A 14,066-nucleotide genomic window follows, 5' to 3' on the forward strand; every position below is an offset into this window, starting at 1 on the left:
ATACTGAGGACTAAGTATAAGTCGGTAGTCACTCTGTCGGATGGAGGCGAACTGGACAGGGCGCTTTTCCCCCTGAATACAGTGGGGTAAAGTGATTTTGCGTTGCCTCGTGATGGGGTGAATCTTTGCGAACTTGCCGGAAGGAGGCAGGAGGTTGCTTTCTGGAAACAAGAAAGGCGTGTACGCGGGCCTGGCCCTTCACGAGGACTCCCTTCGCTACATTGAGTTGGAGCGTGATGGGCAGGGCTTCAAGGTTCGCCGGCAGGAGGTCTTTCCTCTGCCTGCGGGATGCATCTCGCGGGAGTCGATACAGCAGTTCAACCTGCTGGAGAAGGCGTTTGACGACTTCAAGGGGCAGGTGGGAAAGTTTTCCTGTCCGGTGGCGCTGGGGATTCCGGGACGGGATGTGATCCTGAGGCTGATCGACTATCCCAAGATGCCGGTGGCGGACATTCGGGACGCCCTGTCCCTTGAGTTCGAGGGCTACTTCCCCTATGCGTGGAACGAGGCCGCGGCGGACATCGTGGAGGTGGACGTGCCCGTGGGCGTGGAGCAGAAGACGACGGTCCTGGTGGCTACGGCACGCCGGACCTACGTGAGTGACCTCCTGAGGCTGACGGAGCGCGCGGATATTCCCGTAGGGGCGGTGGAGCCGATGAACGTGGCCTTCTTCAGGGCATCGGTGGGGCGGACCGCCCGAAACGACGCCTACTTCGTCCTGGGCATCGAGCCCGAGGTGACCAACATCATCTTGGGCTATCGGGATAACGGCATCCTCTACCGATCCACCCTGGCGGACCTCCGCAACCCCATGAGCCGCAGCGCGGACGAGGCGCTGATGCCCATTGCGCAGGACGTCCAGAATACGATCCTTTTTGCCCGCAATCAGTATCGGGACCTCGCGATCCGCCACCTGATCCTGGGGGGCAGCCTGGGAGAGAATCCGAGGCTCAAGGCGCTTTTGGAGAGTGGGGCGTCGCTAAACGTCGTCGTTTCCGACGTTTGGTCTGCCTGGCAGATTCGTTCAGACCTTGGCAGCGTCCCCGGTTTTGACGTGGCCATTGGCCTGGCTTTGAGGGATGCGATATGAGAGTACAATTTGACCTCTGTCCTCCGGAGTACCTGGCGAGGAGGAGAAAGCGCCATTCGTTCAACGCCACGCGTATCCTGGCCATCCTTCTGCTCCTGGCCTTCCTGGCGACGGGCATCGGCTACATCGTGATGGCCTTCTTGGAAACTCGGGCTTTGGCCTCGGATATCGAGATGGGGGAAGAGGCGGTCGCCAAGCTTGAGGCCGACCAGAACGAGCTGACGGCGGAGATCGCTCGCCTGAAGAACAGGGAGCAGCAGTACGCAAAGACCCTGGAGATCATGCGGAATGAACCCCCCACGATCGAGGCATTGAGCGCCATTGAAACCAACATGGACCAGGGGATGGGAATGATATCCATTCATTTCGTTCCTGGGAAGGTCGAGGGGGCGGATACAGTTGCCTATACGGCGGACGTAGACGCCACGGCGCTCGTGGAGGACCAGATCACCGCCCTGACGACGGGGCTCAGTGGGAGCGGGGTCTTTAGCGGCGTGACGATGCCAAGTTCCGAGAAAGACGAAAAGACGGGACGAGTGAACTTTAAACTCCACCTGGACCTATGGCCCTTCGGGCAGATCAACATGAAAGCGATGAATTCCGACGACTCCGCAGGAAAGGAGCCCAACCCACAATGAAGGACAACAAGGTCGTAGTTCTTACGCTCCTCTTCTTCCTGCTGTGCGCCTCTTTGATCGGAGGCGTCTGGTTCCTGGACAAGCGCGTGCGGGAGCTCCAGGCTCAGTACGACGAGCTGGAGCAGCGCCGCGTGGACCTGACGAGCGCGACGGAGGCCCTCATGGAGCAGAAGAAGGTCTTCACGGAGGCCTTCAATGAGCTTGACAACTATCATGTCAATGTGGCCTCGGACGACATGGACTTCTACGCCAACGTCCAGCAGGCGGTGCAGGACAAGGGCGTGGAGATACTGTCCACGCGTCAGCAGGGCGTCAACAAAGAGGGCGTAGGGACCATCGCGATGACGCTACGGGGGGACTACTACGACATGGTGCAGGTGCTGGCTGCGTGGCGCGGCCTTCCCATGACGGTGCGCGTGGTCAACTTGACCGTGCGGCAGAACGAAAACCGGAACAGCAGCGATAGCAAGAATGCACCGCTGGGACGCGTCGAGGCCGACGTGACCGTGGAGGCTATCGTCGCCGCCAACAACAGCAGGAGGTAGGGCCATGCAGTCAACTTGGCGCGAAGCGATGGCTTATGCCTGGGGCAACTTCACCGGAGTGATGAGCGAGGGCTCCGCCCGTGTGTTGCGGCTCCTGCTCTTTCTCGTCTTCATCGGAGGAACCGCCTGGGCGGTGTACAGCTATCTTGAGTTGCAGCAATTGCGGCAGGAGAAGACGTTCACGGCGTCGGTGACCCCCACCAGCGTGAATGAGGACAGGAAGCGGCTGGAAGATATGATCGCCGAGGTGCGCGACGCGTCGGCCCGCCGTTCGGGCAGCGCGATGACGGCGCAGACCATGAAGGACATGGGAAAGTACGTCTTTGACGACCCGTCGCTGCGGATGGCTGCGCTCCCGCCCGAACTTGCTCTTCCTGGAGGCGGTGCCGTGGCTCCTCAGGTGGAGGAGGTCGTCGAGCCGCCGCCCGAGATCACCCTGCGAGCCATCATGCTGATGGGCAAGACGAGGACGGCACTCATCGACATCGCGGGCGTGGGCACGGGGCTTCTCGTGAAGCAGGGCGACACCTTCCTGAATCGGGAGGGGCGCATCGTGCGCATCATGAACGACAAGGTCGTCGTCCGTTGGAAGAAGAAAACCTGGAATATCACCCCAGGATTTTAAGAGCTCAGGAGATGGGAGATACAGATGAAACGACTTACTTTTAAGGCGGTTGTTTGGGCACTGGTTCTTTCGCTGACCCTTGGGATCCCATCCCTGGTTTGGGGGAGAGACCATGAGAGAGAGAGGCGCGAGGCCCTTCGCGGCTCCGACTCGGAGAGGGCGTCCTTGGAGAGTCGAGAGAAAAAATGGGACGGCCCGATGCTCCTGAACTTCGAGCTCTACCAGCTAGGGGCGTCGGAGGTGGTGTTGGGCCTCTCGGGGAAGGACCTTCCCGAGCCCGAGGTGAACTGTGAGAGCACCCGCGTGAGCTTCTTCATCCGGGATACCCACGTGGACAGAACGGAGATGAGCAACCACGCGCTCGTCACCCCGATGATCTCGGATATGCAGATCAATCAGATCTCGGATGACGTCGAGATCGTCATGGAGACGAAGGTGCCGCTTTCCGTCCGCTCCAAGCGGGGTTCTGCACCGTCGAACGAGTTCTCCTACCGCATGATCGCCGGCGTGGAGGAGGAACGCATCCGTCGTGAGCCCTTGGAGACGCGGCCGAAACTGGAGGCGCCGAAGCCCGTTGGGCCCTTCGCCGATAAGACGAAGATCACCCTGGACCTCAGGGACACCGAGCTGCGCGACGTGTTTCGGATGCTGGGAGCGCACCTGAAGAAGAACGTCATCATCGACCCGTCGCTTCCCCCCGCCCTCGTGACGATGACCCTGAAGAACGTCCCCCTCAGCGAGGCGTTCGACTACCTGATGCGGACCTACGACATCTCCTACCACATGGTGGGGAAGGACACGATCGTCGTGGGGACCCAGGACGGCCTGTCCCGGCTCTCCGGCAACGAGGAAACCCGCACCTTCAACATCGCCTACGGGGACCCGGCGGTGCTCCAGGGACTGCTGGTGAACCTGACGAAGCTGCCGGCGGATCGCGTGCTCGTCGACCCCCGCCTGAGGGCGTTGTACGTCACCTCGACCCCGCAGAAGCTGATGGAGGTGAACAACATCCTCCAGAAAATGGATAAGCCGGGGAAGCAGGTCATGATCTACGCCAAGATCTTCGAGTTCAGCGACAGCGTGACGGACGATGTGGAGATGGCGCTGAACGCGGTGTACAACCACTGGTGGCTCAGCTACTCGGGGCGGGGCGGAATGCGCGGTGGCTACGCGGACGACAATCGCCTGGGCCGCAACCTCAACTTGAGGGATGAAAACAGTGCGATCCTGCCCCTTCAGACGGACCTACGGACCCCGATGCACGGCATCTGGCGCGAGTTCGACGCAGCCTTCCGTGCCCTGGAGGAAAAAGGCAAGGGAAAGACGCTGGCCAATCCCTCCGTCATCGCCATCGACGGCATGGAGGCGAGGGTCGAATTGACGGAGGACTACCCCTACATCTCCGAGCGCGACGACGCTGGCAACCCGACGTGGTCGACGCAGACGGTTGGTCCGCAGATGACGATGACTCCCAAGGTAGGGCGTGATGGGGTGATCAACCTCACGTTGGACCTTGAAACGGGGCAGGTCTTGCAGATGATCACGGGCAGTACGGGGGAGCAGATGCCCAGGACCTCCAAGCGCCACGTGACGACCAACGTCCGCGTGCGCGATGGCGAGCCCTTCGTCATTGGTGGGCTCTTCAGTGATAACAAGACCCAAACTCGCGTTCGCATCCCCGTTCTGGGGCAGCTGCCACTCTTGGGCGAGCTCTTTACCTACCGATACGATGAGCATCGCAAGACCCAGGTGGTCATGCTGGTGGTGCCCCACATCCTGGACACGCCGGACGCAGCCATCGAGCAGGAGCCCCTGTTGCCGCGCAAGGCGGCGCGGTGAGCGTACCGTAGAGAATCGAATCTGACGTTGTGTTTTCGGAAGGGGCGGCCCTGCGTCGCCCCTTCCTGTTTTTTTGACGGCCGATACGCTATAATTAGGGCCGGACTTTCGTTTTCGCCGTGTTCATGCGGATAAAACGGGTAAAAACTGGAGGAATCGGTATGGCTCAGGTAGTGGACACCACGGATTTTTACGTAGGCCTGAAGTTCAGATGGCAGGACGGCATCTGGGAGATCGTGGACTACGACCATCACAAGATGGGGCGCGGCGGCGCCGTGGTGCGGACCAAGCTGCGCAACGTGGAGACGGGCTCCATCGTCGAGAACTCGTTCAAGCCTGGCGAGAAGTTCGAGCGCATCATCTACGAGGAGAAGCCGGCGCAGTACAGCTACCGCGACGGAGAGGACTACGTCTTCATGGACCTGGCGACCTACGACCAGATGACGCTTTCCCCGAAGGTCCTGGGGGAAGCTGCGAAGTACCTGGTGGACGACCTTGAGATCCAGCTCGAGTTCTTCGAGGGGAAGGTCATGGGCATTGAGCTTCCCAAGAGCGTGACCCTCAAGGTGACGGACACCCCGCCCAGCTTCAAGGGGGACACCGTCACCGGCGGCGGCAAGCCCGCCACGCTGGAGACGGGGCTGGTGGTCACCGTCCCCGTCTTCATCGAGCCCGGCGAGGAGATCGTGGTGGACACGCGCACGGGGCTTTATCTGGAGCGCGCGAAGAAGTAACGAGCCTGAGGGGCCCCTTCGACCGGGGACTGCGAGAGCTTAAGGAGGCGGAAACTTGTGAACGCGAGGGAACGGATCGCCTATTTGCGCGGTCTTCTGGATGGAATGCCCGCTGAGGAACCGCACCGGAGGACCTTTTTGGCCATCGCGGACGCCCTCTCATCGCTGGCCCTCGAGGTGGAGGCGGAGGGCAGGGCGACTGCGCTGCCCCGCGATGAAGGGGAGCCGACCGATACGCTGGAGCTGCTGCGGGCCCTGATCGAGAAACTGCACGGTTCGGTGCTTGAGCTGAAGGACGCGATCCTCTCCGATACGCTTGAGGACTGGGACGAGGAAGATGGCGAGGACGAGGAGGACGGCGACGGCCGGGCGCTCCCGGACTTTGCCTCCATCACCTGCCCCTTCTGCAGCTGTTCCTTCTATCGCAGCGGCGGGGAGGGCGCGGACGATGAGGTCCTCTGCCCCGAGTGTGGCAGGGCGATCCGGGGGCGTGCTGACATTGACGCTTAGGAGGCTTTGATTTTGGACTCGACGCAGGAGAAGAAGGACGCCGGCCTCCCCTTTGGCGATGAAACGCACTATGACGGCGTGATTCACATTTCCGAGGACGTCATCGTCGAGCTGACGAAGAAGACGATCCTGGGCATCCCCAACATTCAGGCGGCCAACACGCGGCTCTCCGCGAAGTTCGGCATCGGCCGCAAGGGCGGTGACGGCATCCGCGTTTCCGTTGAAGACGGGCCGTCGCCGACGATCACCGTCGACGCCTACGTCCTGGTGAAGTACGGCCAGCGCATCCCGGACCTGGCCTGGGACGTCCAGGAAAAGGTCAAGGCCAACCTGGAGCGGTACACGGGCTACACGGTGAAGGCCGTGAACGTCAACGTTCAAGGGATATACCTCAAGAACCCTCTCCCGCTGGATGAGCCCGAAGGCTCGGCCGCTCCTTCGGAGTCGGCGTCGGATGCGGAGCCCGTCGAGGCCTCGGGAGAGGGCGAGGCGCCGACGACCGACGAGGGCGCCAGGCGAGCGGAGGAGCCCTCCTGAGTCGAGGTCTGCCCGCCAGGACCGCTGCTTCCGGGCAAGCCGTTTTGCGGAGGTGACGACGTGTACTTTTTGTGGAAACGAACGCCCCATGGAACGATCCGGATGTCCTACGACGGGCTTTTCGACTTCGTCCAGGGCTTTTTACCTGCGAGGTTCAGGCTGTACGGCCTGGCCCTCGCGGCGGGAGACGACGCGTTGTTGACGCTCCTGATGTCCTCCAGCGACGCCTCCCGCGAGCTTGGACTTACGAGGAGCCTTTCCGCCCTCATGGAGCCCCTGGGGATGTTCACCTCCGTGGTCTGGTCCAGTCGGGGCGCTCCGGGGTCTGACTGGATAGAGACGCGATTTACGCTCCTCAGGAGCCCTTGGGCCTGGATGGCCCTTGCATCCTCCATCGCGCTGATTGTCGTTGCCGGCTGGGTGGGTTTTTTTTGGACCGCCTTCTGGGGGACCGCCGCCTGGTTCGTCGTGAGAGGCCTCACCTTCCTCCTCACAAGACGAAAGAGCTTCCTCCTGCCCCAGCCGAGGATACAGGACGGAGACGGACGTGTCTGAGCCGGATCGTAAGAGCCAACGTCATCCCCGCAGTCATCAGGAGCGCGGCTACGCGGACCGCCGGCGGGCCCGCGAGTTGGCGGTTCAATTCCTGTACTCCATGGAGTGTGCGCCGGGGCAGGACCTGGAGGAGGCCCTGGAGCTCTTCCTGGGGGCGGAGAGCTGCGCTGAAGCGGAACCTCCTGCGGTGAAGGAGTACTGCCGCACCCTGGCGCGAGGAGCCTGGAACCGGCGCGCGGAGGTGGACGAGGTCCTCTTGAGCGTCGTGACGAACTGGAGGCCGGAGCGCATGGTGGCCGTGGACCGTGCGGTGCTGCGCCTCGCGGTCTTTGAGGGCTTCCTGGAGTGCGCGCTCCCCTTCAAGTCGGCGATCTCCGAGGCCGTGAACCTCGCCCGGTCCTTTGGGACGGAGGATTCCGCACGGTTCGTCAATGGAGTCCTGGCCCGAGTGGTGCGCCGCTTGATCCCGGAGGAGCGAAAGGAGGGCGGAGCGGATGCAGAGGGAGAGGACCCGCAGGTCTGAGCTGACGGTAGACGAGTTGAATACCTATATCCAGGGGCTTTTCAACTCGGACCTCCTGCTGAAGGCCCTCGTGATCTCGGGCGAGATCGCCGAGTTCAAGCGCCACACCAGCGGGCACTGCTACTTCACCCTGCTGGGGACGGATACGCGGATATCCTGCGCCATGTTTCGGAGGGACGCCGACCTGCTCCCGGAGTGGCCCCGCAACGGAGACCAGGTGCTGATCGAGGGCAGCGTGGGCGTCTACCCCCAGAGGGGCGTGTACCAGCTCTACGCCCGACGCCTCATCCCGGTGGGAGCGGGCGCCATCGAACGGGCGCGGCAGGAGCTGAAGCGGCGCCTGGAGCTGGAGGGACTGTTCCACACGTCCCACAAGCGTCCCATCCCGCCCTATCCCTCCAAGGCCGCGGTGATTACCTCCGCCACGGGAGCCGCCCTGCGCGACGTCCTGCGCATCTCAGGGCGGCGGTACCCCCTCTGCAGCATCGTCGTCATCCCAACCCTGGTCCAGGGGCCCGACGCGCCGGAGGACATCGTGCGGGCCTTTGTCCGGGCTGGCACGATGTCCGGCGTGGACTGCGTGCTCCTGGTGCGCGGCGGAGGCAGCCGGGAGGACCTCGTGCCCTTTGACGACGAGCGCGTCGTGCGCGCGGTGCGGAACTGCCCCTTCCCCGTGGTGAGCGGCATCGGCCATGAAGTTGACTCGACCCTGAGCGACCTGGCGGCAGACCTGACGGCCTCGACGCCCTCGGCAGCGGCGGAGGTGGTCTTTCCGGATCGGGTGTCGCTCCTTGCATGGCTGGCTCAGGTTCGACAGCGCGCGAGCGGGAGCGTGAGGCGGCGGATCGGGGCGGAACGGACCCGTTGTCGTCTGGCGTTGGAAGGGATGGAGCGGGCGCTGAGGCTGCGGACGGGAGCGGAGCGATCGCGGCTTCACGAGGGGTTTCGTGCCCTGTCCCGGTCCATGGCTCTTCGCCTGCGGGACGCCCGGAGCGAGTTGAGCACCCGCGCCGCCTCCCTGTCGGGCCTCTCCCCCCTTGCCGCTCTGGCGCGGGGGTACGTGACCGTCGAACGGGAGGGCCGCCGGCTCCTCTCCGTGCGGGAGGCCCCCGTCGGCACGGTGCTCTCCCTGTGCTTCCGGGACGGAAGGGCGGACTGCCTCGTTCGGGGGCTCGTGCCGTTCGACCCCCCGAACGAGGGGCCCACGGAGGAGAGATGAGCGCGGAGCCGATACAGGCCGTCCTGTGGGACGAGGCGGAGCGCGCGCTGCGGCTCCTGGACCAGCGGGCGCTCCCCACGGAGGAGCGCTACGTCCTGTGCCGCAGCGTGGAGGAGGTCGCGCGCGCCATCGAGGACATGACGGTCCGGGGGGCGCCGGCCATAGGGATCGCCGCCGCCTACGCCGTATCCCTGGCGGCGCCGGAAGGACAGGAAGCCGTGAGGGCGGCCCTCCTCCGCCTCGCGCGGACGCGTCCCACGGCGGTGAACCTCTTTACGGCGCTGGACAGGGTGCGCCGGCGGCTTGAGGCCTGTCCTGATCTGGAGGGGCCCCGCCTGGCGGAGGCTCTGCTGACGGAGGCGCGGGCCATCCACGCAGAGGACGTGGCAGGGTGCCGCAGGATGGGGGCGCTGGGGGCGGCGCTCCTGCCCCAGGACGTCCGAGTGCTGACCCACTGCAATGCCGGGGCCCTGGCGACGGGTGGGCACGGGACGGCGCTGGGGGTGATCCGATCCGCCCGCGAGGCGGGGAAGGCCGTCCAAGTCTACGCGGACGAAACGCGCCCCCTGCTTCAGGGCGCTCGCCTGACCGCGTGGGAGCTGGCGCGGGAGGGCTTTGACGTGACGCTCATCACGGACGGCATGGCGGGGGCGCTGATGCGGAGCGGCGCCGTCGATGCGGTGATCGTGGGGGCGGACCGCATCGCCGCCAACGGCGACACGGCGAACAAGATCGGCACCTACGGGCTCTCCGTGCTGGCGGCGGCGCACCATATCCCCTTCTACGTCGCGGCGCCCTGGAGCACCTTCGACCTCTCGGCGGCGGACGGCGCAGCCATCCCCATCGAGGAGCGAGCGGAGGATGAGGTGCGGGCCCTGCCGGGCGGCTCCCATATCCCGGAGAGCGTTCGGGTCTGGAACCCGGCCTTCGACGTGACGCCGGCGGCGAACGTCACGGCCATCGTCACGGAACGGGGCGTCTTCCGACCTCCCTACCGCTTCGACGCGGGCGGGGAACCATTCCCACCCACGATCTGAAAGCCGTTTGGTCGCATCGAGTTAACACTGCAGGACAATCAAACTTTTTGGAGGTATCGTTTTGGAGAACTTTAAGGTCGCGGATCTCAGTCTGGCGGAGCACGGGTGGAAGAAGATCGTGTGGGCGTGGCAGTACATGCCCTCCCTTCAATTCTTGTACAACAAGTATAAGGACGCGCAGCCCTTCAAGGGGGCGACGATCGCAGCCTGCCTTCACCTGGAGGCGAAGACCGCCAACCTGCTCCTGACGCTGGCACACCTGGGGGCCACGGTGGCCGCATGCGGCAGCAACCCGCTGTCCACTCAGGACGACATCTGCGCGGCCCTGGCGGAGAAGGGGGTGCACGTCTACAGCCACCGCGGGATGAGCACGAGGGAGTACTTCGACTACGTGCGCACGGTCCTGGGCTACAAGCCCAACGTCATCATCGACGACGGGGCCGACCTGGTGGCGACGATCCACAAGGAGCTGCCGAAGCTGATCCCAGGCATCCTGGGAGCCTCTGAGGAGACCACCTCCGGGGTGAAGCGCCTCCGCGCTATGCGAGACGAGGGCGTGCTGAAGTTCCCCGTCATCGCGGTGAACGACGCGCTGAGCAAGTACCTCTTCGACAACCGCTACGGCACGGGCCAGTCCGTGTGGGACGGCTTCATCCGCACCACGAACATGGTGGTGGCCGGCAAGACGGTGGTGGTGGCCGGCTACGGCTGGTGCGGGCGCGGCTGCGCCATGCGGGCCGCAGGCCTGGGTGCCCGCGTCATCGTCACGGAGGTGGACCCCCACCGCGCCTGCGAGGCGCTGATGGACGGCTTCCAGGTGATGAGCATGGAGGAGGCCGCCCCCCTGGGCGACGTCTTCATGACGCTCACCGGCAACATCCACGTCCTGCGCAAGGAGCACTTCATGAGGATGAAGAACGGCGTCGTGCTGGGTAACGCGGGGCACTTCGACGTGGAGATCAGCAAGCCGGACCTCGGCGCCCTGGCCGATCACATGGAGCAGCTGCGCGACAACATCGACACCTACGTGATGAAGGATGGCCGCCGCATCAACCTGCTGGGCGAGGGCCGACTGACGAACCTGGCCTGTGCGGACGGGCACCCCATCGAGATCATGGACCTCAGCTTCGCGCTCCAGTTGGAGGCGGCGCTCTACGTCTACACGCACAAGATGGAGCCGGGCCTGTACCCCGTGCCCATCGAAACGGACCGCGCCGTGATGGAGTCCAAGCTGGCCGCCATCGGCGTCACGATCGACCAGATGACGGAGGAGCAGGTCGAGTACATGAAGAGCTGGCAGGAATAGCCTGAGGAGGGACGGCTTATGGCGACGTTGTTCAAGGACGTGCTGATGTTGGATGGCGGGCGAAAGCAGGCGACGCGGGGACACCTCCTCGTATCCAAGGGGAGGATCGTTTCCATCCTGGGGCTCGATGAGAGGCTGCCCGGCGCCGACAAGATCGTTTCGGGGCACGGCCGCATGGCGGTGCTGCCGGGGTTCGTCAACGCGCACACTCACGCCGCCATGGTCCTCCTGCGCGGTCTGGGCGAGGAGGCCCCCCTGATGGAGTGGCTGGAGAAGAAGGTCTGGCCCGTGGAGGCGAAGCTGACCTCGGACTTCATCTACTGGGGGACCGCCTCGGCTGTCCTGGAGATGCTGGCGGGGGGGACCACCTGTTTTGCCGACATGTACTTCGAGATGGACCGCGTGGCGGAGGTCGCCCTTCAGGCCCGGATGCGGGCGGCCCTGTGCCGGGGGATCGTGAAGGGGGAGGCGGGTAAGCTCGACCGCTCCCTCCAGGAGGGCCTCGACCTGGCGGAACACTGGCACGGGAGGGAGGGCCTGATCACCGTCCAGCTGGGCCCCCACGCCCCATACACCGTCCCCCTTGACGACATGCGGAGGATCTTTCAGGCGGCTCGCGAGCACGGCCTGGGAGTGCACCTGCACTTCCTGGAAACGGAGTGGGAGCTTAACTACCTGCGGCAGGAGCTCAAGAGGGACCCCGCCGACTACCTGCGGGACGTGGGGTTGCCGGACGCGCCTCAGGCCGTCCTGGCCCACGCCGTGTGGCTGGACCCGGCGACGGAGGTGGACCTCTCCCGCGTGACGCTGGTTCATTGCCCCGGCAGCAACCTGAAGCTGGGCAGCGGGGTGATGCCCCTTGCCGCGTGGCTGGAGAAGGGCACGCCTGTGGCGCTCGGCACGGACGGAGCCTCCAGCAACAACCGCCTGGATATGTGGGAGGAGATGCGGACCGCCGCGCTGCTGCACAAGGGGGTGAACCACGACCCCATGTGCGTTTCGGCCCTTGACGCGCTGCGCATGGTGACTTACGAGGGAGCCAGGGCCTTCGGCTTCGCCCAGAAGGGCATGATCCGCGAGGGCTGGATGGCGGACCTGGTGCTGGTGGACCTGGACCAGCCCCACTACGTTGGAGCCAACGAGGAGAACCTGGCGGCGTACATCGTCTACGCCGGGAGCTCTGCCGACGTCGTGGGCACGATGGTGAACGGGAAGTGGAGCTTCCGCAACGGGGAGTTCCCGACGCTGGACCGCGAGGAGATTGTGGAGAGGGCGCGGGAGGCGCGGGAGGCCATCACGCGATAGCCCCGCAGGGGCCGTGGGGGACCGCCGCATGGGACGTTTGCCCTGCGGCGGCCCTTGATTTTTCGGCCCTGGGACGTCCTCGCGTGACGGGCCGCCCTGGGGGAGCTGCCTCGTTCCTCCCCATCAGGATGGTTTGATATTGAAAGGAAGTGAGCGCGTGCGCTTCGTGCTGCCCGCCTTTGCAAAGCTGAACCTCTCGCTGAGGGTGACGGGCCGTCGTCCCGACGGATACCACGACCTGCTCTCGATCTTCCTCCGCATCCCGTCGGGAGAAGCGCTCCGGGTCGAAGCCCTGCCTGCGGGAGCGGAGGACCGCGTGGAGGTCCGGGGGATGGACCTTCGCCTGACGGGAGAGAACGTCGTGGCGCGGGCCCTGCGGTTGGCGCGGGAGGCCGGAGTGCAGGTCCCCCCCCTCCGGGTCGAGGTCCTGAAGAGCCTCTTCCCCGGTGCGGGCCTTGGAGGAGGGAGCGGCAACGCGGCGGCCCTGCTGCAGTGGCTGGCGTCCAAAGACGCTTCGGGCCCCTGGGAGGAGGTGGCGCGCCGCACGGGGGCGGACGTGCCCTTTCTGTTTTCCGGCGCCCCCATGGCCCTGGTCGCCGGGACGGGAGACCATCTGGAGCCCCTCGCTCCCCCGCGCCTTAGCGGCGTGATCGCCTTCCCCTCCTGGGAGGTGGGGACGGAGAACGCCTACGCCGCGCTGGACGCCGCCCTGGGCGGAGGCTATCCGAAGGACGAAGCCTCTGCGCGGAAGGAAGCGGAGGGCATCCTGAGCGCCCTGAGGGCAAGCGAACGCCCAGGACTCCTGCCCAACGACTTCGCGCTGCCCCTCATGGAGGCCTACGGGCAGTATCGTGAGCTCTTCGCCCTCTTTGAGAGGGCGGAGGCCATCGCCTGGGGCATCACCGGAAGCGGCGGCGCAGCCTTTGCCCTGACCTGCGGGGGGGGCCTCGATCTGGAGTGGCCGAGCTGGGTCCGCCAGGTCCTGTACCTTCCGCCGCTCCCATGATCCACAGTTAATAACGCAATAATGAAAGAACAGGAGAATTCGATGCTGAAGAAGCGCTTTGTCGTTGAACGATGCGCCGTTCTGGCGCTTCTGGCGGGGCTTGCCGCCGCGCTGCTGTCCGCTGTCCCGGCCGGGGCGGCCACGATGCAGGACCTCTTCTGGAAGCGGGCGTGGAAGGAGATGGAGGCGCTCTACGCCTCCATGGACGAGAGGTCCCCGCAGGATGCTGCCCTGATGGCCAACGCCTACCGCATACAGGATCGCTGGCCCGAAGCGGTGGTGATCCTTGAGGAACACCTGGGGAAGTTCCCCGCCTCTATAAGGCCCTACGTCGATATGACGCTCCTCCTGGGGTACGAGAGGGCGAATCGGGGCCAGGAGGCCCTGGCGTTGGCGGAGAAGCTTTGGAAGGGCGCTCCTCAGGAGCTGAAGTACTACGTGGCCTACGCCCAGTATCGCCTCCTGGCGAAGGGCGAGGACGAGCGGAAGATCGGGGAGGCGCTGTCCCGCATGCTGGCGTCCGCCGAAACGAAGGAGCGGCGGATATACGCTCTGTCGAACCGGATCAAGCTTTCGGGGAATCGGGCGGAGTCGGCG

Annotated in this window: 16 protein-coding genes; all 16 read left to right on the forward strand. The window is 64.9% G+C overall.

What is annotated here, in order from left to right:
- Window positions 1-154 precede the first annotated feature (154 nt).
- On the forward strand, window positions 155-1,090 hold the full coding sequence (gene pilM, locus Q0629_RS08355; protein ID WP_298781322.1) for a pilus assembly protein PilM: 936 nt from the start codon (window positions 155-157) through the stop codon (window positions 1,088-1,090).
- Window positions 1,087-1,728: a hypothetical protein gene (locus tag Q0629_RS08360; protein WP_298781323.1), complete on the forward strand. Its 642-nt coding sequence runs from the start codon at window positions 1,087-1,089 to the stop codon at window positions 1,726-1,728. The genes pilM and Q0629_RS08360 overlap by 4 nt, the downstream gene beginning before the upstream one ends.
- Window positions 1,725-2,273 (forward strand): hypothetical protein, encoded by a 549-nt coding sequence (locus Q0629_RS08365; RefSeq protein WP_298781325.1) that lies wholly within the window; start codon window positions 1,725-1,727, stop codon window positions 2,271-2,273. Before Q0629_RS08360 ends, Q0629_RS08365 begins: the two co-directional genes overlap by 4 nt.
- A gap of 4 nt (window positions 2,274-2,277) precedes the next feature.
- Window positions 2,278-2,898, forward strand: coding sequence for a hypothetical protein (locus Q0629_RS08370; RefSeq protein ID WP_298781326.1), 621 nt, complete (start codon window positions 2,278-2,280; stop codon window positions 2,896-2,898).
- A 165-nt stretch (window positions 2,899-3,063) separates the two neighbouring features.
- Window positions 3,064-4,737 carry a hypothetical protein gene (locus Q0629_RS08375; RefSeq protein WP_298781328.1) on the forward strand — a complete coding sequence of 558 codons (1,674 nt, stop codon included), beginning with the start codon at window positions 3,064-3,066 and terminating at the stop codon, window positions 4,735-4,737.
- A gap of 161 nt (window positions 4,738-4,898) precedes the next feature.
- Window positions 4,899-5,471, forward strand: coding sequence for an elongation factor P (gene efp, locus Q0629_RS08380; protein ID WP_298781330.1), 573 nt, complete (start codon window positions 4,899-4,901; stop codon window positions 5,469-5,471).
- A 57-nt stretch (window positions 5,472-5,528) separates the two neighbouring features.
- Entirely contained in the window at window positions 5,529-5,981 is a 453-nt protein-coding gene (locus Q0629_RS08385) for a hypothetical protein (RefSeq protein WP_298781332.1), read from the forward strand.
- Between the two features lie 12 nt (window positions 5,982-5,993).
- Window positions 5,994-6,518, forward strand: a complete 525-nt coding sequence (locus Q0629_RS08390; protein ID WP_298781335.1) for an Asp23/Gls24 family envelope stress response protein — start codon at window positions 5,994-5,996, stop codon at window positions 6,516-6,518.
- A gap of 60 nt (window positions 6,519-6,578) precedes the next feature.
- Entirely contained in the window at window positions 6,579-7,073 is a 495-nt protein-coding gene (locus tag Q0629_RS08395) for a hypothetical protein (protein ID WP_298781337.1), read from the forward strand.
- Window positions 7,066-7,596, forward strand: a complete 531-nt coding sequence (gene nusB, locus Q0629_RS08400) for a transcription antitermination factor NusB (protein ID WP_298781339.1) — start codon at window positions 7,066-7,068, stop codon at window positions 7,594-7,596. Before Q0629_RS08395 ends, nusB begins: the two co-directional genes overlap by 8 nt.
- Entirely contained in the window at window positions 7,568-8,815 is a 1,248-nt protein-coding gene (xseA, locus tag Q0629_RS08405; protein ID WP_298781340.1) for an exodeoxyribonuclease VII large subunit, read from the forward strand. The genes nusB and xseA overlap by 29 nt, the downstream gene beginning before the upstream one ends.
- Window positions 8,812-9,852 (forward strand): S-methyl-5-thioribose-1-phosphate isomerase, encoded by a 1,041-nt coding sequence (gene mtnA, locus Q0629_RS08410; RefSeq protein ID WP_298781343.1) that lies wholly within the window; start codon window positions 8,812-8,814, stop codon window positions 9,850-9,852. The genes xseA and mtnA overlap by 4 nt, the downstream gene beginning before the upstream one ends.
- A 61-nt stretch (window positions 9,853-9,913) precedes the next feature.
- On the forward strand, window positions 9,914-11,158 hold the full coding sequence (locus Q0629_RS08415) for an adenosylhomocysteinase (protein WP_298781346.1): 1,245 nt from the start codon (window positions 9,914-9,916) through the stop codon (window positions 11,156-11,158).
- Between the two features lie 18 nt (window positions 11,159-11,176).
- A complete protein-coding gene (locus tag Q0629_RS08420) occupies window positions 11,177-12,463 on the forward strand; it encodes an amidohydrolase (RefSeq protein WP_298781348.1) in 1,287 nt (428 codons plus the stop codon).
- A 139-nt stretch (window positions 12,464-12,602) separates the two neighbouring features.
- Window positions 12,603-13,469, forward strand: coding sequence for a 4-diphosphocytidyl-2C-methyl-D-erythritol kinase (locus Q0629_RS08425; RefSeq protein WP_298781350.1), 867 nt, complete (start codon window positions 12,603-12,605; stop codon window positions 13,467-13,469).
- A 42-nt stretch (window positions 13,470-13,511) separates the two neighbouring features.
- The coding region (locus tag Q0629_RS08430) for a hypothetical protein (protein WP_298781352.1) at window positions 13,512-14,066 on the forward strand (555 nt) is incomplete at its 3' end.

The organism is uncultured Fretibacterium sp., assembly GCF_938030725.1.
Classification (GTDB): domain Bacteria; phylum Synergistota; class Synergistia; order Synergistales; family Aminobacteriaceae; genus Fretibacterium.